This is a genomic window from Kitasatospora sp. NPDC058444 (assembly GCF_042721415.1).
Lineage (GTDB): Bacteria > Actinomycetota > Actinomycetes > Streptomycetales > Streptomycetaceae > Kitasatospora.
The window spans coordinates 125,432-150,236 of record NZ_JBHXLL010000021.1; the positions used below are offsets into that span (position 1 = coordinate 125,432).

The 24,805-nt window shown below is 73.3% G+C and carries 22 protein-coding genes and 1 pseudogene; 16 read left to right on the forward strand and 7 right to left on the reverse strand.

What is annotated here, in order from left to right; genetic code table 11:
* The first annotated feature begins 47 nt into the window (after nucleotides 1-47).
* A complete protein-coding gene (locus tag ACFWP2_RS22510; RefSeq protein WP_380454088.1) occupies nucleotides 48-1,241 on the forward strand; it encodes an RtcB family protein in 1,194 nt (397 codons plus the stop codon).
* A gap of 102 nt (nucleotides 1,242-1,343) precedes the next feature.
* Here the strand turns inward: ACFWP2_RS22510 and ACFWP2_RS22515 are convergent, their stop codons facing one another.
* A complete protein-coding gene (locus tag ACFWP2_RS22515; RefSeq protein WP_360355341.1) occupies nucleotides 1,344-1,625 on the reverse strand; it encodes an HPr family phosphocarrier protein in 282 nt (93 codons plus the stop codon).
* Between the two features lie 227 nt (nucleotides 1,626-1,852).
* Here ACFWP2_RS22515 and ACFWP2_RS22520 point away from each other — a divergent pair, with 227 nt between their 5' ends.
* From ACFWP2_RS22520 to ACFWP2_RS22535, 4 genes are all read left to right on the forward strand, one after another.
* Entirely contained in the window at nucleotides 1,853-4,669 is a 2,817-nt protein-coding gene (locus tag ACFWP2_RS22520; RefSeq protein WP_380454091.1) for a GNAT family N-acetyltransferase, read from the forward strand.
* A gap of 91 nt (nucleotides 4,670-4,760) precedes the next feature.
* A complete protein-coding gene (locus ACFWP2_RS22525; RefSeq protein ID WP_380454093.1) occupies nucleotides 4,761-5,360 on the forward strand; it encodes a DUF5998 family protein in 600 nt (199 codons plus the stop codon).
* Nucleotides 5,361-5,404: 44 nt separating this feature from the next.
* A complete protein-coding gene (locus ACFWP2_RS22530) occupies nucleotides 5,405-6,592 on the forward strand; it encodes an alkaline phosphatase family protein (protein WP_380454095.1) in 1,188 nt (395 codons plus the stop codon).
* 70 nt (nucleotides 6,593-6,662) lie between these two features.
* Nucleotides 6,663-7,319 carry a thymidine kinase gene (locus ACFWP2_RS22535; protein ID WP_380454097.1) on the forward strand — a complete coding sequence of 219 codons (657 nt, stop codon included), beginning with the start codon at nucleotides 6,663-6,665 and terminating at the stop codon, nucleotides 7,317-7,319.
* A 46-nt stretch (nucleotides 7,320-7,365) separates the two neighbouring features.
* On the opposite strand, the gene ACFWP2_RS22540 is transcribed toward ACFWP2_RS22535, so the two are convergent.
* Nucleotides 7,366-8,109, reverse strand: a complete 744-nt coding sequence (locus ACFWP2_RS22540; protein ID WP_380454132.1) for a VOC family protein — start codon at nucleotides 8,107-8,109, stop codon at nucleotides 7,366-7,368.
* Between the two features lie 239 nt (nucleotides 8,110-8,348).
* On the opposite strand from ACFWP2_RS22540, the gene ACFWP2_RS22545 reads away from it, so the two are divergent.
* Nucleotides 8,349-9,227: a sulfurtransferase gene (locus ACFWP2_RS22545; protein ID WP_380454099.1), complete on the forward strand. Its 879-nt coding sequence runs from the start codon at nucleotides 8,349-8,351 to the stop codon at nucleotides 9,225-9,227.
* Nucleotides 9,228-9,321: 94 nt separating this feature from the next.
* On the opposite strand, the gene sepH is transcribed toward ACFWP2_RS22545, so the two are convergent.
* Nucleotides 9,322-10,401: a septation protein SepH gene (gene sepH / locus ACFWP2_RS22550; RefSeq protein WP_380454101.1), complete on the reverse strand. Its 1,080-nt coding sequence runs from the start codon at nucleotides 10,399-10,401 to the stop codon at nucleotides 9,322-9,324.
* A 518-nt stretch (nucleotides 10,402-10,919) separates the two neighbouring features.
* Between sepH and ACFWP2_RS22555 the strand changes: the two genes are divergently transcribed.
* Nucleotides 10,920-11,804, forward strand: a complete 885-nt coding sequence (locus tag ACFWP2_RS22555) for a hypothetical protein (protein ID WP_380454103.1) — start codon at nucleotides 10,920-10,922, stop codon at nucleotides 11,802-11,804.
* Nucleotides 11,805-11,841: 37 nt separating this feature from the next.
* Here ACFWP2_RS22555 and ACFWP2_RS22560 read toward each other — a convergent pair whose 3' ends face one another.
* Nucleotides 11,842-13,164 (reverse strand): D-arabinono-1,4-lactone oxidase, encoded by a 1,323-nt coding sequence (locus tag ACFWP2_RS22560; protein ID WP_380454105.1) that lies wholly within the window; start codon nucleotides 13,162-13,164, stop codon nucleotides 11,842-11,844.
* 160 nt (nucleotides 13,165-13,324) lie between these two features.
* Complete coding sequence (locus tag ACFWP2_RS22565; protein WP_380454108.1) at nucleotides 13,325-14,593, reverse strand: MFS transporter; 1,269 nt, start codon at nucleotides 14,591-14,593, stop codon at nucleotides 13,325-13,327.
* A gap of 132 nt (nucleotides 14,594-14,725) precedes the next feature.
* Here ACFWP2_RS22565 and ACFWP2_RS22570 point away from each other — a divergent pair, with 132 nt between their 5' ends.
* On the forward strand, nucleotides 14,726-15,868 hold the full coding sequence (locus tag ACFWP2_RS22570; RefSeq protein WP_380454110.1) for a ferrochelatase: 1,143 nt from the start codon (nucleotides 14,726-14,728) through the stop codon (nucleotides 15,866-15,868).
* 109 nt (nucleotides 15,869-15,977) lie between these two features.
* Nucleotides 15,978-16,796 carry an inositol monophosphatase family protein gene (locus ACFWP2_RS22575; protein ID WP_380454112.1) on the forward strand — a complete coding sequence of 273 codons (819 nt, stop codon included), beginning with the start codon at nucleotides 15,978-15,980 and terminating at the stop codon, nucleotides 16,794-16,796.
* Nucleotides 16,797-17,028: 232 nt separating this feature from the next.
* Here ACFWP2_RS22575 and ACFWP2_RS22580 read toward each other — a convergent pair whose 3' ends face one another.
* Entirely contained in the window at nucleotides 17,029-17,214 is a 186-nt protein-coding gene (locus tag ACFWP2_RS22580; RefSeq protein ID WP_030057688.1) for a hypothetical protein, read from the reverse strand.
* Between the two features lie 440 nt (nucleotides 17,215-17,654).
* On the opposite strand from ACFWP2_RS22580, the gene ACFWP2_RS22585 reads away from it, so the two are divergent.
* The 4 genes from ACFWP2_RS22585 to ACFWP2_RS22600 all read left to right on the forward strand — a co-directional run bounded on the left by ACFWP2_RS22585 (nucleotide 17,655) and on the right by ACFWP2_RS22600 (nucleotide 21,734).
* A complete protein-coding gene (locus ACFWP2_RS22585) occupies nucleotides 17,655-18,308 on the forward strand; it encodes a response regulator transcription factor (protein ID WP_030057689.1) in 654 nt (217 codons plus the stop codon).
* A 73-nt stretch (nucleotides 18,309-18,381) separates the two neighbouring features.
* Nucleotides 18,382-19,686: a sensor histidine kinase gene (locus ACFWP2_RS22590; RefSeq protein WP_380454115.1), complete on the forward strand. Its 1,305-nt coding sequence runs from the start codon at nucleotides 18,382-18,384 to the stop codon at nucleotides 19,684-19,686.
* Between the two features lie 255 nt (nucleotides 19,687-19,941).
* The gene (locus tag ACFWP2_RS22595; protein ID WP_380454117.1) at nucleotides 19,942-20,925 is read left to right on the forward strand and encodes an acyl-ACP desaturase; all 984 of its coding nucleotides are present in this window, start codon (nucleotides 19,942-19,944) and stop codon (nucleotides 20,923-20,925) included.
* A gap of 509 nt (nucleotides 20,926-21,434) precedes the next feature.
* Nucleotides 21,435-21,734 carry a DUF4193 domain-containing protein gene (locus tag ACFWP2_RS22600; protein WP_329924615.1) on the forward strand — a complete coding sequence of 100 codons (300 nt, stop codon included), beginning with the start codon at nucleotides 21,435-21,437 and terminating at the stop codon, nucleotides 21,732-21,734.
* Nucleotides 21,735-22,027: 293 nt separating this feature from the next.
* Here ACFWP2_RS22600 and ACFWP2_RS22605 read toward each other — a convergent pair whose 3' ends face one another.
* Nucleotides 22,028-22,477, reverse strand: coding sequence for a DUF3093 domain-containing protein (locus ACFWP2_RS22605; protein WP_380350893.1), 450 nt, complete (start codon nucleotides 22,475-22,477; stop codon nucleotides 22,028-22,030).
* A gap of 135 nt (nucleotides 22,478-22,612) precedes the next feature.
* Between ACFWP2_RS22605 and ACFWP2_RS22610 the strand changes: the two genes are divergently transcribed.
* From ACFWP2_RS22610 to ACFWP2_RS22620, 3 genes and pseudogenes are all read left to right on the forward strand, one after another.
* Complete coding sequence (locus tag ACFWP2_RS22610; RefSeq protein WP_380454134.1) at nucleotides 22,613-23,191, forward strand: PaaI family thioesterase; 579 nt, start codon at nucleotides 22,613-22,615, stop codon at nucleotides 23,189-23,191.
* A pseudogene (gene dut, locus ACFWP2_RS22615) lies at nucleotides 23,188-23,722 on the forward strand (dUTP diphosphatase). Before ACFWP2_RS22610 ends, dut begins: the two are co-directional and overlap by 4 nt.
* 2 nt (nucleotides 23,723-23,724) lie before the next feature.
* The gene (locus ACFWP2_RS22620; RefSeq protein ID WP_380454120.1) at nucleotides 23,725-24,528 is read left to right on the forward strand and encodes a DUF3710 domain-containing protein; all 804 of its coding nucleotides are present in this window, start codon (nucleotides 23,725-23,727) and stop codon (nucleotides 24,526-24,528) included.
* The last annotated feature ends 277 nt before the right edge of the window (nucleotides 24,529-24,805 follow it).

Genomic DNA, 24,805 nt, shown 5'->3' on the forward strand with positions numbered 1-24,805 from the left:
GGCAATCCGTTCTCCTGAACTCCCTGACCCCTGGAGGTCGTTCAACCATGACGTACACCGAGGTGCCCGGCGTCCGGGTGCCGATCCGGATGTGGACCGACCCGGCGACGGTCGAGGGCCAGGCCCTCCAGCAGCTGCGCAACATCAGCTCCCTGCCGTGGCTGCACGGCCTCGCCGTGATGCCCGACGTCCACCTGGGCAAGGGCGCGACCGTCGGCTCCGTCATCGCCATGAAGGACGCGGTCTGCCCGGCGGCGGTCGGCGTCGACATCGGCTGCGGGATGAGCGCGGTGAAGACCTCGCTCACCGCCGAGGACCTCCCGGACGACCTCTCCGGCCTGCGCCGCGAGATCGAGCGGGCCATCCCGGTCGGACGCGGCCTGCACTCCGACCCGGTCGACCCGACCAAGCTGCACGGCTTCCGTACGGCGGGTTGGGACGACTTCTGGCGGCGCTTCGACGGCATCGCGGAGGACGTCAAGTGGCGGCGCGAGCGGGCGATGCAGCAGATGGCCACGCTCGGCGGAGGAAATCACTTCATAGAATTGTGCGTCGATACGACTGGTGCGGTCTGGCTGATGCTGCACTCCGGTTCCCGCAACATCGGCAAGGAGCTGGCCGAGCACCACATGGGCACCGCCCGCTCGCTGCCGCACAACCAGGGCCTGATCGACCGGGACCTCGCCGTCTTCCTCGCCAAGACGCCGGAGATGGCGGCCTACCGCCAGGACCTGTTCTGGGCGCAGGAGTACGCGAAGCACAACCGTGCGGTGATGATGGCGCTCTTCCAGGACGTCGTCCGGCGCGAGTTCACCAAGGCGGAGGTCGCCTTCGACGAGGTGATCAGCTGCCACCACAACTACGTGGCGGAGGAGCGGTACGACGGTGTCGACCTGCTGGTGACCCGCAAGGGCGCGATCCGGGCCGGCTCCGGCGACCTCGGGATCATCCCCGGGTCGATGGGGACGGGGTCCTACATCGTCCGCGGTCTGGGCAACGCGGCCTCGTTCAACTCCGCCTCGCACGGCGCCGGCCGCAAGATGAGCCGCAACGCCGCGAAGAAGCGGTTCACCGAGCAGGACCTGGTCGAGCAGACCAAGGGCGTGGAGTGCCGCAAGGACGGCGGTGTGGTGGACGAGATCCCGGGCGCCTACAAGAACATCGAGAAGGTCATCGAGCAGCAGAAGGACCTGGTCGAGGTGGTCGCGCACCTCAAGCAGGTGGTCTGCGTCAAGGGCTGACCGGCCGACCCGGCCGGCCGCGCCGCGCTGCGGCCGGGACATGCCGATCGGGGTGCCGCCACAGGTGTGGCGACACCCCGATCGGGTGCGTGCTGCGAGGCCTCAGGCCGCGGCGGGGAGCTCGTCGAGGCCCTCCGAGACGAGCTTGGCGAGGCGGTCGAGGGCGTCGTCGGCGTTCTCGGCGTCGGAGGCGAGGATGACCTCGTCGCCGCCCTGGGCGCCCAGGGCGAGGAGGCCGAGCATGGAGGCGGCGTTGACCGGGTTGCCGCCGGGCTTGGCGATGGTGATCGGCACGCCGGTGGCCGTGACGGCCCGGACGAAGACGGAGGCGGGACGGGCGTGCAGGCCCTCGGCCCAACCGATGGTGACGCGGCGCTCGGCCATGAGACGTGCCTTTCCGGTGAAGCTGGTCACGGCCGTGCTCGGGGGAGCGGGGGAAGCGGCCATGTTGTCTAGACCAGTGTTGCACGCAGGTGGCCCCTGGAAACCGCTGCGTTCAGGAGTTGTGATTGTTTCTTTTCGGGGCATAAACACCGGTCGGTGGTCCTGTCCACCCTGCCGTGAGCACGCGCCCGGCGCCATTCGGCCCACCTCCGGATAACCTGACGAATGTGGAAGACCCCGCGGTGGCGAACCCCGAGCAACCCGACTATCCGCAGCACTGGGAAGCGGACATCCTGCTGCGCGACGGAGGCACGGCCCGGATCCGGCCGATCACCCCCGCCGACGCCGGCCGGCTCGTGGAGTTCTACGAGCAGGTGTCGGACCAGTCCAAGTACTTCCGCTTCTTCGCCCCCTATCCGCGGCTCTCCGACAAGGACGTCCGCCGTTTCACCCACCACGACTTCGTGAACCGGGTCGGCCTCGCGGTGGTGGTCCGGGACCGCTTCATCGCCACCGTCCGCTACGACCGGATCGACGCCGACGGCCGCCCCTCGGACACCGGCACCGACGCCGAGGTGGCCTTCCTGGTACAGGACGCCCACCAGGGCCGCGGCGTGGCCTCCGCCCTGCTGGAGCACATCGCGGCGGTCGCGCAGGAGCGCGGCATCCGCCGCTTCCAGGCCGAGGTGCTGCCGGAGAACCGCAAGATGGTGAAGGTCTTCACCGACGCCGGCTACACCCAGCACCGCAGCTTCGCCGACGGCGTGGTGCACCTGGAGTTCGACCTCGAACAGACCGACCGCTCGCTCGCCGTGATGCGCGCCCGCGAGCACCGCGCCGAGGCGCGCTCGGTGCAGCGCCTGCTCACCCCCCGCTCGGTGGCGGTGATCGGGGTCTCCCGCACCCCGCAGACCGTCGGCCGGGCCATCCTGCGCGACCTGCTCGGGGACGCCGCCCAGGCCGACCGCCCGTTGTACGCGGTGAACCGCAACGCCGCGCCCGGCACCGAGCTGGACGGCGTCCCGGTCCACCGTTCGATTCTGGACATTCCCGGACCGGTGGACCTCGCGGTGATCGCCGTCCCCGAGGGCGCCGTCCCGGCCGCCGTCGCCGACTGCGGCGCCCACGGGGTGCAGGGCCTGGTGGTGGTCACCGCCGGCTACGCGGAGACCGGTCCGGAGGGCCGGGACCGCCAGCGCGCGCTGGTCCGCCAGGCCCGTGCGGCCGGCATGCGGGTGATCGGCCCGAACGCCTTCGGCCTGATCAACACCGACCCGCAGCACCCGCTGAACGCCTCGCTCGCCCCGCGCCTGCCCGGCCGCGGCGGCTTCGGGATCTTCTGCCAGTCCGGCGCGATCGGCGTGGCCCTGCTGGAGGCCGCCCACAAGCGCGGCCTCGGCGTCTCCTCCTTCGCCTCGGTCGGCAACCGCTCCGACGTCTCCGGCAACGACTTCCTCCAGTACTGGGCCGAGGACGAGGCCACCCAGGTGGTGCTGCTGTACCTGGAGTCCTTCGGCAACCCGCGCAAGTTCACCCGGATCGCCCGCCGGCTGGCCGCCGTCAAGCCGGTCGTGGTGGTCAAGGGCGCCCGGCACACCGGCAGCCTGCCGCCCGGCCACGCCGTCCCCGCCACCGCCACCGGCCTGCGCGACGCCACCGTGGACGCACTGTTCGAACAGGCGGGCGTCACCCGGGTGGCGACGATCACCGAGCTGTACGACACCGGCGAGCTACTGGCCCAGCAGCCGCTGCCGCCGGGGGACCGGGTCGCGGTGGTCGGCAACTCCGACTCGCTCGGCCTGCTCACCTACGACGCCCTGCTGAGCGCGGGCCTGCGCCCGTGCACCCCCGTCGACCTCACCACCGCCGCGACCGGCGAGAACTTCCGGATCGCCCTGGACGTCGCGCTCGCCGACCCGTCCGTGGACGCGGTGATCGCCGTCGCCATCCCGCCGATCGGCACCTCCGCGCACGCCTTCATGGGGGGCCGGCTGACCGGTGAGGACGACCCGGCGATGGGCTCGGACGACCCGGAGATCGCCGCCGCCCTGCTCGAAGCGGGCCTGCGGGCCCGGGAGCTGGGCAAGCCGCTGCTGCTCACCCACCTGGCGCTGACCGACCTGCCGACCCGGCTGCGCCCCGGCGGCATCCCCGCCTACGCGGCGCCCGAGCGGGCCGTGCACGCCCTCACCCACGCCGTGCACTACGCGCAGTGGCGCCGCCGCACGGCCGCGGCGGAGGAGACGGCGCGCGTCCCCGAGCTGGACCGGATCGACGAGCCCGGCGCCCGCCGGCTGGTGGAGGCGGCACTGAGCACCCGGGCCGCGGTCGCCGCGCGCACCCAGCCCGGCGGCGCCCGGATCACCCTGTCCGACGCGGAGGCCCGCGAACTGCTGGCCCGCTACGGCATCGACGTCTCGCCGACGCTGCCCACCCCGGACGAGGAGTCGGCCGTCGCGGCGGCGGCCTCGCTCGGCTACCCGGTGGCCCTCAAGGCGACCGCCCCGCACCTGCGCCACCGCCCCGACCTGGGCAGCGTCCGGCTGGACCTGACCGGCGAGGCGGGCCTGCGCCGCGCCCACCGCGAGCTGGACGCGCTGCTCGGCGGCGCCGCGCAGGCCGAGCTGGTGGTCCAGCGGATGGCACCGCGCGGCGTGGACACGGTGATCGCCGCCACGGTGGACCCGGCGGTCGGCGCGATCCTCTCCTTCGGCCTGGCCGGTGCGCCGGCCGAACTGCTGGGCGACACGGCGCACCGCCTGGTCCCGGCCACCGACCAGGACGTCGCCGGGCTGATCCGGGAGGTCCGGGCGGCGCCGCTGCTGTTCGGCTGGCGCGGCGCCGAGGCGGTGGACACCGGCGCGCTGGAGGAGCTGCTGCTGCGGGTGTCACAGCTGGTGGACGACGTGCCGGAGATCGCCTCGGTGGATCTCGAACCGGTGGTCGTGGCCCCGCACGGACTGGCGATCCTGGGGGCGCGGGTGCGGGTGGCACCCCTGCCGGTCCGCAGTGATCTGGGCCCGCGCGCGATGAGCACGCTGTAACCTTCCTTGGTTGCGCCCTGCCCGGGCGCTGTTGTCCGAAGCTCGGCGCCGTGCCGCCCGCTTCGTCGGCGGACCATGCCAGGATGGAGATATGGCGAAGACCGGTACCACCACCACTCAGGACCTGCGCTCGGCGATCGAGCGCAGCGGCTACTACCCGGCCCTGGTGTCCGAGGCGGTCGAGTCCGCGGTGGGCCCGGAGCCGATCAGCTCCTACCTGGTGCACCAGGAGACGACGTTCGACGCCAACGAGGTGCGCCGGCACGTGACGGTGCTGGTGCTCACCCCGACCCGCTTCGTGGTGAGCCACACCGACGAGCAGTCCGGGGCCGAGGGCAGCCCGGCGGTGCCGTTCGCGACGACGTCGACGGAGAGCGTCCGGCTGGACCGGATCGGTTCGGTCGTGCTCAGCCGGATGGTGGCGAACCCGGAGACGTACACCCCGGGCACCCTGCCGCGCGAGGTGGTGCTGACGATCGGCTGGGGCGCGGTGCAGCGCCTGGACCTGGAGCCGGCCGGCTGCTCGGACCCGAACTGCGAGGCGGACCACGGCTACACCGGTTCGGCCACGGCCGACGACCTCTCCCTGCGGGTGAGCGAGGCCGGCGACGGCCCGGAGACGGTGGCGCAGGCGCTGGTGTTCGCCCGGGCGCTGTCCGACGCGACGATCAGCAACGGCCCGCGGGGCTGAGCTCCGCCGCATCCGACCGCCCGCACCGCTACGAATCCGGTTCCATGTCCTTCGTTCCTGCCGACGGCTACGACGCCTTCGAGATCCTTGACCCGGCCACGGCCCCCGCGCCCCCGTACGGCGGCGGCTCGCTGTGCGACCTGCTGCCCTCGGTGGCGGCGGGGCTGGGCGTCCCCGGGTTCACCGCGACGCTCCCGATCGCCCCGGCGGACCGGGTGGTGGTGTTCCTGGTGGACGGCCTGGGCTGGGAGCTGCTGCTGCGCCACCCCGAGTACGCGCCGTTCCTGTCCTCGCTGGTCGGGAGTTCGCTGGGCGGCAGCGGCCGTCCGCTGACGGCGGGCTTCCCGTCCACCACGGCGACCTCGCTGGCCTCGGTCGGCACCGGCACGCCGCCGGGCCTGCACGGCCTGGCCGGGTACACGGTGGCGGTGCCGGGCGCGGGCTACCTGATGAACCAGCTGCGCTGGCAGCCGCCGACCGAGCCGCACGCCTGGCAGCCGTACCCGACGGTCTTCGAGCGGACCCACCAGGCCGGGGTGGCGACCGCGCAGGTCTCGTCCCCGCTGTTCGCCCAGACCCCGCTGACCAGGGTGGCGCTGTCCGGCGGCACCTTCCTCGGCCGTACCACGGGCGAGGAGCGGATGGACCTGGCGGCCTCCTGGCTGGCCGAGCACGACCGGGCGCTGGTGTACACCTACGTCAGCGAGCTGGACGGCGCCGGCCACCGCTTCGGGGTGGACTCGGACGAGTGGCGGATGACGCTGGACGCGGTGGACCGGCTGGCCCGCCGACTGGCCGCGCAGCTGCCGCCGCGCTCGGCGATGTACGTGACGGCCGACCACGGCATGATCGACATCGCGCCGGAGGACCGGATCGACTTCGACGAGGACTGGGAGCTGGGCGCCGGCGTCGCCCTGCTCGGCGGTGAGGGCCGGGCCCGGCACGTGTACGCGGTGCCGGGTGCGGCGGCCGACGTGCACGCGGTCTGGAGTGAGGTGCTGGGCGACCGGATGTGGGTGGCCACCCGGGACCAGGCGATCGAGGCGGGCTGGTTCGGCCCGGCCGTGGACGAGCGGGTGTACGCGCGGATCGGCGACGTGGTGGCCGCGGCGCGCGACGACATCGCGATCGTCGCCTCCCGCAACGAGCCCGGCGAGTCCGCGATGATCGGTCTGCACGGTTCGATGACCCCGGTCGAGCAGTTCGTGCCGCTGCTGGAAGTCCGCGGCTAGCCGGTCCCGATCGCCCACTTGACTCTTCTGTGCCCGAACTTCCTTGATTTGAAAGGCCTTTGCTCCACCCATGGCTGAACTGGTGTTCTTCTCGGGCACGATGGACTGCGGCAAGTCGACGCTGGCGCTGCAGATGGACCACAACCACACCGCGCGCGGCCGGCAGGGCGTGATCCTCACCCGCAACGACCGGGCGGGCGCGGCGACGATCTCCAGCCGGCTGGGCCTGCGCGCCGACGCGGTCGAGGTGACGGACGACTTCGACTTCCACGCGCACGTGGTGCACCGGCTCTCGGCCGGCGGCCGGGTGGACTACCTGATCTGCGACGAGGCGCAGTTCTTCGCCGCCGAGCAGGTCGACCAACTGGCCCGGGTGGTGGACGAACTGGACATCGACGTCTACACCTTCGGCATCACCACCGACTTCCGCACCCGGCTGTTCCCGGGCTCGCAGCGGCTGATCGAGCTGGCCGACCGGGTGGAGGTGCTCCAGGTCGAGGCGCTGTGCTGGTGCGGCGCGCGGGCCACCCACAACGCCCGGACGGTCGGCGGGGTGATGGTGGTCGAGGGCGCCCAGGTGGTGGTCGGCGACATCTCGGTGGACCGGGACGAGGTCGGCTACGAGGTGCTGTGCCGCCGCCACCACTGCCGCCGGCTGACCGCCGCGACGGCGCGCGCCTCGGTGCTCTCCCCGGACGTGCTGCCCTTCGAGGAGCAGCAGGCCTGAGTGCGGTGCCGCCCCGGGCGGCGGCGTCCCCGGGTGGCGACACCCCCTACGGAGTCACTTCCAGCACGGAGAAGTGCCCGCCCTGCGGGTCGGCGAGCCGGGCGGCGCGGCCGCGCGCGGTGTCGTGCGGTTCGACCAGGACCCGGCCGCCGAGCTCGACGGTGTGACGGGCGGTCAGCGCCGCGTCCCGGACCGCGAAGTGGGTGCGCCAGCGCGGCGGGTGGCCGCGCAGCTCGGCGCGGTGGCGGATGCCGGCGACCGGACGCCCCTGCACCAGCAGCGTGGTCTCGTCCGCGGTGGAGCGGACCGGGCGGCCGAACACGGTGGAGTAGAAGGCGGCGGCGCCGTCCGCGTCGGGGGTGAGCAGTTCGGCCCAGGCCGGGGCGCCCGGTTCGCGGCCGGCCTCCCGGCCGAGGTGTTCCTCGCCCTGCCAGAGGCCGAAGACCGCACCGGAGACGTCGGCGGCGATGGCCATCCGTCCGGCGCGCTCGGCCTGGAGCGGTCCGACGGCGACGGTTCCGCTGCACTCGCGGACCAGTTGGGCGGTGCGGTCGGCGTCGTCCACGGCGAAGTAGGTGGTCCACTGCACCGGGAAGCCGGTGGCGGTGGAGACGCCGAGGCCGGCCACCGGCGCCCCGTCGAGCTCGGCCCGGACGTAGTCGCCGAGCTGGCCGGGCCCGGGCGTGTACGTCCAGCCGAGCAGGGCGCCGTAGAAGGTGCGGGCTCCGGGCAGGTCGTCGGTCAGCAGGCTGACCCAGCAGGGCGTGCCCTGGGCCAGTCGGAGTTCCACCGCGGGCAATGCGGGCCTCCTCGTGGGTGGTTGGCGCACGGAAATCCTCGCGCGCGAGGGTGATGCTTCCACCCTGGCGGGCGCCCAACCCTCGGGCCGCGCGGAAAGTCCGGCAAAGACCCCACAAAGAGCGGCGGTTCGGGCGTGTCCCGACGGATTCCGTCGGATTCCGCCGGTCGGACCGAGGCAAGGGTCGGGATGTCCGGCCGCCGGGGCCGCGCTGCGCGACAATGGCCGCCATGACGACCACCTACAACGACGGTTCCCCGCTGATCTCCGCGGCCGGGCTGCGGGAGGCGCTGGCCTCCGCGCTGCCGCCGGTGCTGCTGGACGTGCGCTACCAGCTGGTCGGTGCCGCGCCGGGCGGCCCGACCGCGGCCGAGGAGTACCGGGCCGGGCACCTGCCCGGCGCCCACTTCGTCGAGCTGGACCGGGACCTGGCCGCCCCGCCCGGCGCCCCCGGCAAGGGCGGTCGCCACCCGCTGCCGGATCCGGAGGAGTTCGGCGCGGCGATGCGCCGCTTCGGGGTGAGCGCCCGGCGGCCGGTCGTGGTGTACGACGGCGCGGCCTCGATGGCGGCGGCCCGGGCCTGGTGGCTGCTGCGCTGGGCCGGGCACCGGGACGTCCGGGTGCTGGACGGCGGGTTCGCGGCCTGGCAGGCGGCCGGGCTGCCAGTGTCGGCGGAGCTGCCGGAGCCCGAGGAGGGCGACTTCAAGCCGGTGCCGGGGCAGCTGCCGACGGTGGACGGGGACGGTGCCGCGGCCTGGGCGCGCGGCGGTCTGCTGCTGGACGCCCGGTCGGGGGAGCGCTACCGGGGCGAGAGCGAGCCGGTGGACCCGCGGGCCGGGCACATCCCGGGCGCGGTCTCGGCGCCGACGGCCGGGAACGTGGGCCCGGACGGCCGGTTCCGGCCGGCCGCCGAGCTGGCCGCCCGCTTCCGGGCGCTGGGCGCGGGGGAGCGGGAGACCGCGGTGTACTGCGGTTCGGGTGTGACGGCGGCGCACCAGATCCTGGCGCTGGAGGTGGCGGGCCTGCCGGCCACGCTGTACCCGGGCTCGTGGAGCGAGTGGTCGAGCGACGACGCGCGCCCGGTGGCGGTCACCGGGCAGCCGGGCTGAACCGGCCCGCGCCCTGCGGCGGGAACTCCTGACAGCCACGACGTGATGCGGGGCGCCGGCTCGGCCGGCGCCCCGCATCACGTCACAGCTGCTGCTACTCCTGCTTCTTGCGCCGGCTGCCGAAGACGATCTCGTCCCAGCTGGGCACGGTGGCCCGGCGCCCGGGCCGGACGCCGTCCGCCTCGGCCTGCCGGTCGGTGGTGCCGACCAGGCGCTCGCGGTGCGGGGCGACGGCGCGCGGCATCAGGATGTCGGCGTAGGCCGAGCCCGCGCCGACCGCCGGGGCGGCTGCCGCGGCGGCCTCCTCGCTCTCCTCGGCGACCTCGCCGGGCACCGGCTCGATCGGGGCGGGCGCGCCGACGGCGAGGTCGCCGCGGAAGGCGGGGACCACGTCGAGCAGGCTGGTCAGCGAGTCCCGGGACTCGGCGGTGGCCTCCCGCGACTCGCGGACCTCGCGGGCCGACATGATGCGGTCGGCCGAGGGCCGGTCGATCATCGGGCGGGGCGGCCGCTCGTGGGGGAGCCGGGCGATCCGCGGGATGAACGGGAAGACCGACTCCTCCTCGCGCTCGACGTTCTCGCCGATCAGCGCGCGGGCCTCGTCGTCGTTGGGCTGGACCAGGCGCCGGGGCGGGTCGTACGTCCAGGAGGCGCTGCGGCCCTCGCCGTCGGCCCGGTAGGAGAGGATGACCTCCCAGGTGCCGTCGTCGCGCCGCCAGGAGTCCCAGCGTTCGGTCTCCTTCTCGGCGCCGCGCAGCGCGAGCCGCTCGGCGACGGCCTCGCCGAGCTGCGGGCCGGGGGACTCGCCGTTGCGGCGGATGGCGGTCTTGCGGGCGCGCTCGGCCATGAAGGCGCGCTCGGCGAGCACCGGGCCCTCGAAGCGGCGGACGCGGTCGACGGAGATCCCGGCGGCCTGGGCGACCTCCTCCGCGGAGGCACCGGCTCGTATCCGGGCCTGGATGTCCCGGGGCCGCAGGTGGCTCTCGACCTCGATCTCGATCTGGCCGAGGCGCGGCCGGTCGCCGCGGATGGCGGCACGCAGCCGCTCGTCGATGGGAAGGGTGTACTCCGTGCTGTCGGCAGCCTTGAGCACCAGCCGTGTGCCGTCGTTGCTGACGGCCACAACCCGCAGTTCGGGCACGGTTACCTCCCGGGTGGTGCCTGCCGACGTCACCTGCGTCGCTGCTCCCGTACTGAGTGTGGCCTGCCCACTCGCGACTGGCCACAACCTTGCTGAGTTCCCCGGCGTGTCGGGCTTACGCCCGCGCGCGCCGCTGTGGCACGGTTGCCTTTTTGCCACGCCGTCCGTCGGCGTCGCGCCTGGGTGTCCCGGCCGTCCTCGCACGCGGAGTGCTTCGCGACGATCCGGGACGGGCGTCGCCGTGCGTGCCCGTTCCGTGGCTCCTCGTCAAGCTACCGGTGTAGACGTAGTCGACAAGTCGACCCAAGGCTCGGGCTTTACGAACAGTACTCCATTCGTGGCATCCACAGGGGCGGCTCGCCGCTCAAGTCTCCCGCGATTCACGGGAATCTCAAGAGCGCGCTCCCCCAATGGCGGACCACCGCCGGGTGAACGGTGATCATCTTCACACAATCCGGGGCCGGAGAACCGCATTTTCGTCCCTTGTGTCCTTCTTTGGGCAAGATGGAGAGTCTTGTTCGAGGAACAGTCGTAGGGACCGAGGGATGTCGATGCCGGAGCGGAGCCCCGTCGAGGAGGGCGGCAAGGCCAAGGAGGAGCGCAGGCGCATCGATCTGAGTGTGGCTCAGGTCGCGGCGAGTGCGCTGGCCACGGTGGTGGGTGCGCTGCTGGCCTCCGAGCTGGGGGTGTACGGCACGATCCTGGGCGCCGCCGTGGTGAGCGTCGGGGCCACCACCGGCAGTGCGGTGTTCCAGCACATCTTCAAGCGGACCGGCGAGCAGCTGCGCGAGGCGGTGGACCGGGGGCCGAACCAGGCCGCCAACACCCTGCGCCAGGTGCCGGCGGAGAGCGAGTCGCCCGGGACGCCGGTGCAGCCGCCGGTGATCACCTCGGAGTGGAACGAGCCGCAGGTGGTGCGGGCGCGCCGGCGGTGGGGGTGGAAGACGTACGCGGCGGTGTCCGGGCTGGTCTTCGTCCTGGCGATGACGCCGATCGTGGTGTTCGAACTGGCCACCGGGCAGCCGGTGTCGGCGACGGTCAAGGGCGAGTCCGGCAACGGCACGTCCTTCGGCGGCTCGGTGACGCCCAAGTCCGACCGGCCGCAGGACGCCCCGGCGGACCGGCCCGCCCCGAGCGGCCGGCCGGGTCAGGACACCGCGCCGTCCGGTGGCGCCTCGGCCCCGGCGACCGGCCGGCCGAGCCGGGAGCCGGGCGACACGCCGAGCACCGGCGCGGGGACGGCCTCGCCGTCGGCGGGCCCGAGCGCGACCCCGTCGGCCGGCGCCTCCCCGTCGGCGGGCGGCGGGAAGCCCACCGGCGGGACGACCCCGCAGCCGCCGGCGCCGAGCGACGCCCCGGCGAAGGAGCCGGTGAAGGAACCGGCGAAGGCGCCGGTGGCCCCGCCGCCGGCCGACGGGGCCGCCACGACCCCCTGAAGCGCGACCTCCTGGAGCGCGCCCTCCTGAGGACGACCTACGCGCCCAGCACCCGGCGCAGGTAGTCGTTGCCGAACACCCGCTGCGGGTCGACCTCGTCGCGCAGCGCGGTGAAGTCGCCGAAGTGCGGGTAGACGCCGGCCAGGTACTCGGCGTCGCGGGTGTGCAGCTTGCCCCAGTGCGGCCGTCCCTGATGGGCGGTCATCAGCTGTTCGACGCCGGTGAAGTACCCCTGGTCGGCGGTGCCCCGGTACAGGTGGACGGCGATGTAGGCGCTGTCCCGGCCGGAGGCGGTGGAGAGCCAGAGGTCGTCGGCGGGGGCGAAGCGCACCTCGACCGGGAAGCTGACCTTCCAGTCGGAGCGCTCGACCATGGCCTTCAGCTCGCGCAGCACCTCGCCGACGGCCGCGCGCGGCACCGCGTACTCCATCTCCACGAAGCGGACCTTGCGCGGGCTGGTGAACACCTTGTACGCGGTGTCGGTGAAGGTGCGCTCGGACCAGGCCCGGCTGGCCAGCGAGGCGATCGACGGGATCGAGCCGGGGAAGCGCCGGCCGACCCGGCAGGCGCCCTCCCAGACGGTGTTGGAGAGGAAGTCGTCCTCCAGCCACTCCTTGAACCGGGGCAGCGGGGTGGCCGGGCCCTGGCTGCGGTTGTTGCGCTTGGTGGAGCAGCGGTCGGTGTGCGGGAACCAGTAGAACTCGAAGTGCTCGTTGACCGTGGTGAGGTCGTCCAGGCGCTCCAGCACCTCGTCGAAGCCCATCGGCTGCTCGTGCGCGGTGAGCAGGAAGGCCGGCTCGACGCCGAAGGTGAGCGCGGTGATCACACCGAGGGCGCCGAGGCCGAGCCGGGCGCCCTGGAAGAGCCGGGGGTTCTCGGTGGGGGAGCAGCGCCGGACGGTGCCGTCGGCGAGGACGATCTCCAGCGCGCGGATCTGGGCGGCCAGCGAGCCGGAGTCGCGGCCGGTGCCGTGGGTGCCGGTGCTGGTGGCGCCGGCCACGGTCTGGACCTCGATGTCGCCCATGTTGGTCAGCGAGAGGCCCTCGGCGGCGAGGACCCGGTTGAGCCGGTGCAGCGGGAGGCCGGACTCGACGGTGATGGTGCCGGCCTCGCGGTCGATCCCGCGGACGGCGGTCAGCGCGTGCGGGCGGATCTGGACGCCGTCGCCGGCGGAGGCGATCGAGGTGAAGGAGTGGCCGGAGCCGACGGCCTTGACGGTGCGGCCCTGCTCGGCGGCCCGCAGGATCTCCTTGGCCAGCTCCTCCACGGTGCCGGGGGCGGCGGCCCGGACGGGGCGGGCGCTCTGGTTCCCGGCCCAGTTGGTCCACCGGGTGGGGGTCGCGGTACTGGCCTGGGGCATTGCGCAGCCTCCTGCTCCGTGGCCGACCGGGTCGGCGCGGTCCGGGGCGGCGCTGCCGCCCTGAGGGCCTGGCCCCTGGATCATTGCCGGTCCGACACGATCCAGGGGCCAGGCCCTACCCGCGGGTAGGGCCCGCGGGTAGGGCGAGAGACTAGTCAGTTCACCGTTCGGCGTCTACGGTCCGTTCGGCCCCTTCGGCGGCCGTCTCGGCGGTGGTGTCGACGGCCAGTCCGGCGCGCAGCCGGCCGAGGCCGGCGAGGGCGGCGACCACGCCGAGCAGGCCGGCGGCCAGCGGAACCCAGTAGCCCGCGGCGGCGCCGGAGGCGTCGATCACCCAGCCGCCGGCCGAGGAGCCGGCCGCGACGCCGAGGGCCAGGCCGGTGGTGGTCCAGGTCATGCCCTCGGTCAGCTGGGAGGCCGGGACGAGCCGTTCGACCAGGGCCATCGCGGTGATCAGGGTGGGGGAGATGGCGATGCCGGCGATCAGCAGCGCGACGCCGACCGCGACCAGCCCGCCGACGCCGTTCACCGCGTGGGCGACCAGCAGCAGCGGCACCATGCTGATCGCCATGAACAGCACGCCGACGAGGAAGCGCACCGCCATCGAGCCGGTGAGCTTGAGGGTCCCGAAGACCACCCCGGCCAGGCAGGAGCCGAGCGCCCACAGGGCGAGGATCACGCTGGAGACCGACTTGTGGCCCTGGGCCTCGGCGTAGGCGACGGTGACCACCTCGACCGAGCCGAAGATCGCGCCGGTGGCGACGAAGGTCAGGATCAGCACCTGGAGGCCGCGGTTGCGGATGACCGACCGGCCCTGGTGCCGGGCGGCCGGGTGGACCGGCGGTTCGGTGGAGCGCTGCCCGGCGAACAGCAGCACGCCGACGGCCAGGAAGATCCCGGCGAGCAGCACGCCGGCCTCGGGGAAGACGGAGGTGGCCAGGCCGATGGAGAGGATCGGGCCGACGATGAAGCAGACCTCGTCGACCACGGCCTCGAAGGAGTAGGCCGTGTGCAGCTTGCCGGTGTCCTCGCGGTAGAGGTGGGCCCAGCGGGCCCGGACCATCGCGCCGGTGCTGGGCATCACGCCCATGCCGGCGGCGAAGACGAACAGCGTCCAGTCCGGGGCCTCCAGCCGGGCGCAGAGCAGCAGGCCGGTGACGGCGACGATGGTGATCGCCATGGCGGGGAGGATGATCCTGTGCTGGCCGTGCCGGTCCACCAGCCGGGAGACCTGCGGGCCGAGGACGGCGGCGGAGACCGCGAGGCAGGCGGAGACCAGGCCGGCCACCCCGTAGGAGCCTCTGAGCTGGGACAGCATGGTCACGATGCCGATCCCGGTCATGGAGATCGGCAGTCGGGAGACGAAGCCGGTGGAGGAGAAGGCCAGAGTGCCGGGGGAGGCGAATATCTGGCGGTAGCTGGACAGCACGGGAGCTCCGGGCAGGGGGAGTAAGGAACAAGGCTGGCAAACAAAGCTTACGTACGTTGGCAAACGGTATTTTCCGGACACCAGCGCGGCCCCGGCGACGGCGTCCGGCCCCTCAGTGGCAGGATCGGTGCCATGTCCGACGCGCGCAAACCCTCCCCCTCCGGCGCCGCTCCGTACGACGCCCTGCTGCTGCTGTCCTTCGGCGGGCCCGAGGGCCCCGAGGACGTCGTCCCGTTCCTGGAGAACGTCACCCGCGGCCGCGGCATCCCCAAGGAGCGGCTGAAGGAGGTGGGCAAGCACTACTTCATGTTCGGCGGCGTCAGTCCGATCAACGGGCAGAACCGCGAGCTGCTCGCCGCGCTGCGCAAGGACTTCGCCGACCACGGGCTGGACCTGCCGGTCTACTGGGGCAACCGGAACTGGGCGCCCTACCTGGTCGACACCCTGCGGGAGCTGGCCGCCGACGGCCACCGCCGGATCGCCGTGCTCGCCACCAGCGCCTACGCCGGCTACTCGGGCTGCCGCCAGTACCGGGAGAACCTGGCCGACGCGCTGGCCGCGCTCGCCGAGGAGGGCGTGCCCGCCCTGCGGGTCGACAAGCTGCGGCACTTCTACAACCACCCGGGCTTCGTCGAGCCGATGATCGACGCCGTCCTGGCCGCCCTGGAGGAGCTGCCCGAGGCCGTCCGCCCCGGCGCCCGGCTGGCCTTCACCACCCACTCCATCCCGGAGTCGATGGCCGGGACCTCCGGCGCCCCGGACGACCCGGCCCGCGGTGGGCCCGGCGGCGCGTACGTCGCCCAGCACCTGGACGTGGCCCGGCTGATCGCCGCCGCGGTGGCCGGACGCACCGGCGTGGCCGACCGGCCGTGGGAGCTGGTGTACCAGAGCCGCAGCGGGGCCCCGCACATCCCGTGGCTGGAACCCGACATCTGCGACCACCTGGAGGCCCAGCACGCCGACGGCGCGCCCGCCGTGGTGATGGTCCCGATCGGCTTCGTCTCCGACCACATGGAGGTCAGGTACGACCTCGACACCGAGGCCGTGGCCAAGGCCGCCGAGCTCGGCCTGCCGGTGGCCCGGGCCGCCACCGTCGGCGCCGACCCCCGGTTCACCGCCGCGGTGCGCGAGCTCGTCCTGGAGCGGGCCGCCACCGAGCGCGGCGAGCGGGTGGCCCGCTGCGCCCTGGGCGCCCTCGGCCCCAGCCACGACGTGTGCGCGGTGGCCTGCTGTCCGAATCCGCGCGCCCCGCGTCCGGCCGTCGCCGAGCGCTGACCGTCCGCCCCGCGCGCCCCGTCCGGCGCGTCCGTTGCGCGCATCCCGCGCGTCCCGTCCTGTCGACCCCGTCCGTCCCGTCCGCCCCGTCGCTCCGGAGGAGAACCCCGTGCCCACCCCCGCCCTGCCCGACGACCGGCTCCTCGACGACCTGCTGGAGGTCGCCCTGGACGCGGCCCGGCGGGCCGGCGCCCTGCTGCGCGACGGCCGCCCCGCCGACCTCGGCGTGGCCGGCACCAAGAGCAGCCCGGTCGACGTGGTCACCGAGATGGACCTCGCCTCCGAGAAGCTCGTCCTGGAGCTGATCACCGACCGCCGCCCGGAGGACGGCTACCTCGGCGAGGAGGGCGCCGAGCGGCCGGGCACCAGCGGGGTGCGCTGGGTCGTGGACCCGCTCGACGGGACGGTCAACTACCTGTACGGGCTGCCCTCCTGGGCGGTCAGCGTGGCCGCCGAGGTGGACGGCCGGGCGGTCGTCGGCGTCGTGTACGCCCCGGCCCGCGGCGAGCTGTTCCACGCCGTCCTGGGCCGCGGCGCCCGGCTCGGCGGCCGGCCGCTCTCGGCCCGCCCGGCCCCGCCCTGGGGCCAGGCGCTGATCGCCACCGGCTTCAACTACGTCCAGTCGGTACGGGTCCGGCAGGCCGAGGTGCTGCTGGCGCTGATGCCGCAGGTGCGGGACGTGCGCCGGGGCGGGGCGGCCGCGGTGGACCTGTGCGACGTCGCCGCCGGGCGGCTGGACGGCTACTACGAGCGCGGCCTCGCCCCGTGGGACCGGGCGGCCGGCTGCCTGATCGCCGCCGAGGCCGGAGCCCTGGTGGGCGGGCGCCCCGGGCACGGCCCCGACGGCGAGCTGACCGTGGCCGCCGCCCCGGGGGTGTACGAGCCGCTCCAGGAGCGGCTGGCCGCGCTGCGAGCCTGGGCGGACTGACCGGTTCCGGCCGCCCCGCCCGCGGACCCACGGGCCCCGGGCGGGGCGGCCACGGACACACGAAGAGCCCGGATACGCGAAGAGCCCGGATACGCGAAGAGCCCGGACACGCGAAGGGCCCGGACATGCGAAGAGCCCTGACATACGGGGGATGCCAGGGCCTGGGTTTCGCACGGCCCCCGCAGGGCCGCTGGTGCCGGAGATCCGGCGACGGGTCGGTGTGCCGAACGGGTCAGGCGGCGGTGCGGTGGCGCTCCAGCACCGTGTCCACGCCGTGCTCGGCGGCGAGTCGGCGGAGGTCGTCCAGCTCGGACTGCTCCACCTCGGCGAGGAACTCGTCCCCGGCCTCGATCGCGCGGTGCAGGTCCTGCTCGGCGTTGGCTATGCGCTGCAGGATTCCGGCCTTGAAGGCGTCCATACGGGCCCCCTTACTGTGTCGGACGTGCACGGTCGTGCGCTCTCCGCCCCGAGGAGGTCCAGCCGGTGAAAGCACCCGGGCCGGATGGTGGTGAGCTCCGGATGGGTGCGGAGAGGCCTTCGGCCGCTCCCGGTGATGTCCCAGCCCCAGGGCCGGCGCGGATGAACGCACGGCGGGTGGGTGCGATCGGCCGTCAGCCAGATCGCGGGTGTGCAGCTGTCCTCCCCGCCCCGGCGGCCGGGAAACCTCCCGGCGGAAGAAAGTTGCCCGTGTCACAGTCCAACCGGAGTGGCACGGATGCGAACAGTCACCGTCGCGGGCCCGGGCCCCGTGCCCGAGGGGCAGCTTATCGCTGCTTTACCGCCGGACCAGGCAGGATGGAGGCACCGTCGGAGCCGTGCGTCCGCTTCCGGGGCCGGCCTGGAGAAGGGACTACGACCGTGCGGGTTCTCGTCGTCGAGGACGAGCAGCTGCTTGCCGAGGCCGTCGCGACCGGCCTGCGCCGCGAGGCGATGGCCGTCGACGTGGTGTACGACGGGGAGGCCGCGCTCCAGCGCATCGCGGTCAACGACTACGACGTCGTCGTTCTGGACCGCGATCTTCCGCTGGTGCACGGGGACGACGTCTGCCGCAAGGTGGTCGAGCAGGGCCTGGCCACCCGGGTGATCATGCTGACCGCCTCCGGCGACATCAGCGACCGGGTCGAGGGCCTGGAGATCGGCGCGGACGACTACCTTCCGAAGCCGTTCGCCTTCAGCGAACTCGTCGCCCGCGTAAGGGCGCTGGGCCGCCGCGCGACCATTCCGCTGCCCCCGGTGCTGGAGCGGGCCGGCATCTCGCTCGACCCCGGCCGGCGCGAGGTGATCCGCGACGGCCGCACCGTCCAGCTCGCCCCCAAGGAGTTCGCCGTCCTGGAGGTGCTGATGCGGGCCGGCGGCGCCGTCGTCTCGGCCGAGCAGCTCCTGGAGAAGGCCTGGGACGAGCACACCGACCCGTTCACCAACGTCGTGCGCGTCACCGTGATGACGCTGCGCCGCAAGCTCGGCGACCCGCCGGTGATCGTCACCGTGCCGGGCTCGGGCTACCGGATCTGACGACCGGAGTCCACCGACCCCCGGACTCCCCGCCGTACGCGCCCGCCCCGGCGGACGCCCCGAGAGGATCATCATGACCACCCCGCCTTCGGTCGGCGGGGCCTCCGGCGCGCCCGCCGGCGGCCCGCGTGCCGTCCCGCCCAAGCCCCTCACCCCGCCGCGCGTCCACCGCCCCGGGCACTACGTCCCCGGCGACGGCATGCTGGCCTGGCTGCCCTTCCGCCCCACCATCCGGATGCGGCTCACCCTGCTCTACGGCGGGATGTTCCTGATGGCCGGCGTCGTGCTGCTGCTCCTGATGTACGTGTTCTTCCAGGACGCCGTCTCGTACCTGGCGCCGCGCAAGCTGAGCTTCAACGGCAACCTCGTCCAGGTCAGCGGCCCCGACAACTTCAGCAGCACCACCATGGACAGCACCGATTTCAACAAGTGGCAGGCCGCCGACTACCTGGGCCGCTCCAACTCCGCGCTCAACACCCTGCTGCGCAAGTCGCTGACCATGCTGGTCTGCCTCGCCGTGATCGCCTTCGCGGCCGGCTACGCGATGGCCGGCCGGGTGCTGCGCCCGCTCGGCCGGATCACCCGCACCGCCCGCGACGTGGCCTCCTCCGACCTGCACCGCCGGATCGAGCTGGACGGCCCGGACGACGAGCTCAAGGAGCTCGCCGACACCTTCGACGGCATGCTGGACCGGCTGGACCGCTCCTTCGACTCCCAGCGCCGCTTCGTCGCCAACGCCTCGCACGAGCTGCGCACCCCGCTGGCGATCAACCGCACCCTGCTGGAGGTCCAGCTCTCCGATCCGGCGGCCTCGCCCGACCTCCAGCAGCTGGGGAAGACCCTGCTGGCCACCAACGAGCGCAGCGAACAGCTGGTCGAGGGCCTGCTGCTGCTCGCCCGCAGCGAGAACGAGCTGACCGACCGGCGCCCGGTGGAGCTGTCCGAGGTGGCCACCCGGGCGCTGGAGCAGACCCGGGGCGAGGCGGCCAAGCGCGAGGTCGAACTGCGCTCGAAGCTCGATCCGGCCATGGCGGCCGGCAACGGCGTGCTGCTGGAGCGGCTCGCGCTCAACCTGCTGCAGAACGCCGTCCGCTACAACAACCCGGGTGGCTGGGTCGAGCTGGCCACCACCGCGGTGCCCGGCGGCGGCGAGCTGGTGGTCTCCAACACCGGCCCGATGGTGCCCGGGTACGAACTGGAGCACATCTTCGAGCCGTTCCGCCGGATCAAGGGCGCCGACCGCACCCGCAGCGACAAGGGGGTCGGGCTCGGCCTGTCCATCGTCCGCTCGGTCGTGCGCGCCCACGGCGGCACCATCGAGGCCACGCCGCGCGCCGGCGGCGGCCTCACCATGAGGGTCCGCATCCCCTCGCCATGAGGGTCCGCAGCCCCTCCCCGTAAGGGTCCAACGCCCCTTCCGTAGGCGACCGTTCCCAGCCGCCCCCGTCAGGCCCGTCAAGACGACATAAGGCCTGGCGGGGGCGGCTTGTCATTTCCGGCCCGAGCAACTTACGGTGTCGTAACCTACGCAACCGTAGGTGAATCCGTCGGCGGCCCGCCCGTCGACGGGTCCGAACGACGTGTCCCCGTCCGCGCCCGTCCCAGCGCGTGCCGTCCCCTCAGGAGCACCACCGTGACCATCGCCCCTGTGCAGAGCAGCTCCTCGCTCGTCCCGAGCGGCTGGACCGACGCGCGGCTGATCCTCGCCCTCGAAGAGGTCGTCGAGCAGGAGCTCAACCGCCACCTGGGCGTGGCCAAGGAGTGGATGCCGCACGAGTTCGTCCCGTGGGGCCAGGGCCGCGACTTCGACGGCGTGCTGGGCGGTGAGGCCTGGTCGCTGGAGCAGTCCCAGGTGACCCCGGTGGGCCGGGTGTCGCTGGTGGTCAACCTGCTGACCGAGGACAACCTGCCCAGCTACCACCACGAGATCGCGACCATGTTCGGCCGCGAGGGCGCCTGGGGCACCTGGGTGCACCGCTGGACGGCCGAGGAGGGCCGCCACGGGATAGCCATCCGCGACTACCTGCTCGCCACCCGGGCGGTCGACCCGGTGGCGCTGGAGCGGGCCCGGATGAACCACATGTCCGAGGGCTTCGAGTCCGACAACGCGCACAGCATGCTGCACTCGGTCGCGTACGTGGCCTTCCAGGAGCTCGCCACCCGCATCGCGCACCGCAACACCGGCAAGTACGCCGGCGACCCGCTCTGCGAGCAGCTGCTGGCGAAGATCGCCAACGACGAGAACCTGCACATGGTCTTCTACCGGAACCTGCTGAAGGCCGCCCTGGAGATCGCCCCGGACCAGGCCATGCGGGCCGTCGCCGACGTGGTCACCGACTTCCGGATGCCCGGCCACGGCATCCCCGGCTTCGAGCGCGCCGCCGCGCAGATCGCCCTCGGCGGGGTGTACAACCTGCGCATCCACCACGACGACGTGCTCCAGCCGGTGCTGCGCCACCTCAAGGTCATGGAGATCGGCGGTCTCGGCCCGGAGGGCCTGCTGGCGCAGAACGAGCTGGGCGTCTTCCTGGACGGGCTGGACGGCCAGGCCCGGAAGTTCGAGGAGCGCCAGGCCGCCCTGCTGGCCCGCCGCGCGGCCCGGAAGACCGCCGACTGAGGCCCCGGAACCGGGCGGGTTCCGGGCCGTCGGCCGAGGCCCGGAACCCGCCGGTCGGAGTGGGTGGATTTTCCGTGGTTTGACCAGGAAGATTCTCAACGTGACCAAGCTCACATCGTGTCGCTCCATGATTCCGGGCAACCCCGGAGAGTGATCGGCGACTCCGGGGTGCCGATCGCCGTCCGTGACCGGATTTCGACCCCCGGCCGGTCCACCGGATCGGTCGGCCTCCCTGGTGGGCAAGGGATTCCGCGGGTACCCGCAACGGCCGCGCTCACTGTGCGTGTCCGGTTTTCCGGGGTTGACGAGAGGCGGCGATGGCCCAGCGTGAGGCCTTCCACGAGCCCGGGGATCACCCCGATGGAGCCCGGGCTGAGTGTCGATTGAGTAACAGGGCTTGAAGTAAGGCAAAATCTCCGCCTCGGGTCGGGCACAAGACCGGCCCCCCATGCGTTACGTGCGCTGGAGATACCGCACACACCGCACAACCCGGAGGGGGAGAGCGAAAAATGGCAACCGACTACGACACCCCACGCAAGACCGACGATGACGTCAACGAGGACAGCATCGAAGAGCTCAAGGCTCGGCGGAACGACAAGGGCGGCAGCTCTGTCGACGTCGACGAGTTCGACGCCGCGGAGGGCATGGAGCTGCCCGGCGCCGACCTCTCGAACGAGGAACTCGCCGTCCGCGTCCTGCCGAAGCAGGCCGACGAGTTCACCTGCATGAGCTGCTTCCTGGTGCACCACCGGAGCCAGCTCTACAGCGAGAAGAACGGCAACCCGATCTGCCGGGACTGCGGCGCCTGAGCACCGCGGCGGACAGGGCCCGGTGCCCGCGGCTGCGCCCGCGGGACCGGCACACCGCTCCTTCCGGCCCCGGGCAGCGGGGCCGGACGGCAGATCCGGGTACCGTCCGGCTGGACGGACCCGGTAGGACGGAGTCGGCCGGCGAACCGGTCAGGACAAAGTCGTAGGGACGGTCCCGCAGCAGCGGAACCGTCCCTCTCCGTTTGTCCGGCTTCTTCGGTTCGTCGGGCTCTTCCGTCGGGCTCGTGTCCGGCTCGTGCCCGGGCCCGGGCCGGCTCGCGGCCGGCCCCGCCTCAGGTGCGGGCGCCGCGCCGGGCGTCCTCCAGGGCCTCCGCCAGCTTCATCGGCGACCGGGTCGACAGGTAGAGGTACGGCGTCGGGTCGGCCGGGTCGGTCACCTCGACCCGCAGCGCCGTCGGGACGTAGCTGCGCAGCAGCATGAAGGCGCGCGGATCGGCCTTCGGGCCGCGCCAGGCCGCCGCCTCGGCGGGGCTGAGCGCCTGCGCGTCGCCGAGCGCGTCCACCGGGATCCGGGCCGGGCCGGCCACCAGCGACCCCTGGACCACGCGAATGCGGGCCGAGCCGTAGCTGCTGATCGCGACCGCGCCGGCGGCGATGCCGACCACCAGCCCGATCAGCGCGGCCGGACCGCTGACCCGGATCAGGATCAGCGCGAGCGTGAGACCCACCGCGATCGGGAGCAGCCACCAGGAACGCGGCACCGTGAGGCGTTCGTCGTACATGCCCCCCATTGTGGTCGCCCTGACGTCCGGTGCGGGACGCCACCCCCACCGGAGGCCTCCTACCCCTGGGTAGGGTTGGTCCCCGTGACCGGTACGACAGCCCCCAGCACCCCCACCGACCGGCCGGCGCCCGCCATGCCGCCGACCCCGACCACCCCGCCGCCGGACGCCGTCCTGCCGGAGCGCCACCCCCAGGCGCCCGCCCCCGGCACCCGGCTCGGCTCCCACTACGAGCACTGCTTCGGCTGCGGCCCCCAGCACCCCGGCGGCCTGCGGATCGACGCGGTCGCCGGCGAGGGACTCGACGTCACCGCCGAGTTCGCCGTCCGCGAGGCCCACCAGGGCGGCCCCGGCCTGGCCCACGGCGGGCTGCTGACCACCGCCATGGACGAGACCCTCGGCACGCTCAACTGGCTGCTGCACGCCCCCGCCGTGACCGGCCGGCTGGAGACCGACTTCCTCAGCCCGGTGCCCGTCGACTCGGTGCTGCACCTGCGCGCCTGGATCACGGGTGCGCTCGGCCGCAAGATCTACAGCGCCGCCGAGGCGCGGATCGGCGGCCCGGACGGACCGGTCGCCGTGCGCGCGCAGGCCCTCTTCATCCAGGTGAAGCTGGAACACTTCACCACGCACGGTCGTCCCGAGGACATCGAGAAGGTCCTCGACGACCCGGATCTGATGAAGCGCGCACGAGCCTTTGAGGTGAACCCTTGAGCGACACCCCCCGCCCGCAGCTGGACGTCCTGATCAAGCGCATCGACCCCGAGCTGCCGCTGCCCGCCTACGCGCGGCCCGGGGACGCCGGCGCCGATCTGCGCACCACCGTCGACGCCGAGCTGGCCCCCGGTGAGCGGGCCGTCCTGCCCACCGGCATCGCCATCGCCCTGCCGGACGGCTACGCGGCCTTCGTCCACCCCCGGTCCGGGCTGGCAGCTCGTTGCGGCGTTGCTCTCGTGAACGCCCCGGGGACGGTCGATGCCGGGTACCGTGGAGAGATCAAGGTGATCGTCGTCAATCTGGACCCGCGCGAGGGGGTCAGCTTCCGCCGAGGGGACCGGATCGCCCAGCTGGTGATCCAGCAGGTCGAGAAGGCCCGTTTCCACGAGGTGGAGGAGCTGCCTGGGTCGGCACGCGCCGAGGGCGGGTTCGGGTCGACCGGCGGCCACGCCGCGGTCTAGCATGCCCGCGGCCTCGCAGGAAGCCGAGCAGGTATTCGCATCGGTCTTGGACCGGGAAGGACAGTGACCGTGTTCCGTCGTCGCCAGAAGAGCGAGGACGCTGTCGAGCAGCTCGCCGACGACGCCATCAGCGCCGACGAGACGGCCGATGACGTCGAAGGTTCCGCCGAGAGCGAGAACGTGACCGAGCTGGACCCGGCCGACAAGGTCGGCCTGCCGCCGGCCCCCCGGCCGGACGGTCCGTGGGACCACTCCGAGCTCGAGAACCCCGAGGAGGGGCGAGTCGACCTCGGGGGTCTGCTGGTCCCCGGTGTCGAGGGCATGGAGCTCCGTGTCGAGGTCGCCGGTGACGCGATCGTGGCAGCCACCCTCGTGCTCGGAAACAGCGCCATCCAGCTCCAGGCCTTCGCGGCCCCGAAGTCGGAGGGCATCTGGGGGGAGGTCCGCGAGGAGATCGCCAACGGCATCACCTCGCAGGGCGGCCTCATCGAGGAGGAGGAGGGCCCGCTCGGCTGGCACCTCCGTGCCCAGGTCCCCGTGCAGCTGCCGGACGGCACCCAGGGCGTGCAGCTGGTGCGCTTCGTCGGCTGCGACGGTCCGCGCTGGTTCCTGCGCGGTGTGATCTCGGGCCAGGCCGCGGTGCAGCCGGAGATGGCCGGGATCCTGGAGCAGGTCTTCCGGCAGACGGTCGTCGTGCGCGGCGAGTCCCCGATGGCTCCCCGCGATCCGATCGTCCTGAAGCTTCCCGAGGACGCCCAGATGGTCGCCGACGGTGGCGCGGCGACCGTCGCAGCCGAGGAGGGCGGCAACCGCTTCGGCGGTGCCTCGCTCGACCCGTTCGCGCGCGGTCCGGAGATCACCGAGGTCCGCTGACCTGACTCCGGCCGGCTCCGGCCGACACCGATCGCCCCTGCCCGGTCCCCCGGGCGGGGGCGATTTGCATGTGGCGGGCCGGTCCCCGTACAGTTCCGGAGTCGCCGCGGGAAACCGGGGCGGCAAAGCGGAAAGCGAATCCGATGAATGAAACTCCGGAAAACGGAGCGGAAAACATCTGATAAGCTGGAAACACGAAAGAACGAAGCCCGGAGGGTCCGCTGGAAGGCGGTCCGAAGGAAGCGTCCGTTCCTTGAGAACTCAACAGCGTGCCAAA

Bases quoted from the DNA above. Each gene is read 5' to 3' on its own strand.
- ACFWP2_RS22545 (WP_380454099.1), top strand. From the start codon at position 8,349: ATGACGACCACCTACAACGACGGTTCCCCGCTGATCTCCGCGGCCGGG.
- ACFWP2_RS22580 (WP_030057688.1), bottom strand. From the start codon at position 17,214: ATGGACGCCTTCAAGGCCGGAATCCTGCAGCGCATAGCCAACGCCGAG.
- ACFWP2_RS22555 (WP_380454103.1), top strand. From the start codon at position 10,920: ATGCCGGAGCGGAGCCCCGTCGAGGAGGGCGGCAAGGCCAAGGAGGAG.
- ACFWP2_RS22610 (WP_380454134.1), top strand. From the start codon at position 22,613: ATGCCGCCGACCCCGACCACCCCGCCGCCGGACGCCGTCCTGCCGGAG.
- ACFWP2_RS22510 (WP_380454088.1), top strand. From the start codon at position 48: ATGACGTACACCGAGGTGCCCGGCGTCCGGGTGCCGATCCGGATGTGG.
- ACFWP2_RS22530 (WP_380454095.1), top strand. From the start codon at position 5,405: ATGTCCTTCGTTCCTGCCGACGGCTACGACGCCTTCGAGATCCTTGAC.
- ACFWP2_RS22570 (WP_380454110.1), top strand. From the start codon at position 14,726: ATGTCCGACGCGCGCAAACCCTCCCCCTCCGGCGCCGCTCCGTACGAC.
- ACFWP2_RS22605 (WP_380350893.1), bottom strand. From the start codon at position 22,477: ATGTACGACGAACGCCTCACGGTGCCGCGTTCCTGGTGGCTGCTCCCG.
- ACFWP2_RS22535 (WP_380454097.1), top strand. From the start codon at position 6,663: ATGGCTGAACTGGTGTTCTTCTCGGGCACGATGGACTGCGGCAAGTCG.
- ACFWP2_RS22515 (WP_360355341.1), bottom strand. From the start codon at position 1,625: ATGGCCGAGCGCCGCGTCACCATCGGTTGGGCCGAGGGCCTGCACGCC.
- ACFWP2_RS22600 (WP_329924615.1), top strand. From the start codon at position 21,435: ATGGCAACCGACTACGACACCCCACGCAAGACCGACGATGACGTCAAC.
- ACFWP2_RS22590 (WP_380454115.1), top strand. From the start codon at position 18,382: ATGACCACCCCGCCTTCGGTCGGCGGGGCCTCCGGCGCGCCCGCCGGC.
- ACFWP2_RS22560 (WP_380454105.1), bottom strand. From the start codon at position 13,164: ATGCCCCAGGCCAGTACCGCGACCCCCACCCGGTGGACCAACTGGGCC.
- ACFWP2_RS22525 (WP_380454093.1), top strand. From the start codon at position 4,761: ATGGCGAAGACCGGTACCACCACCACTCAGGACCTGCGCTCGGCGATC.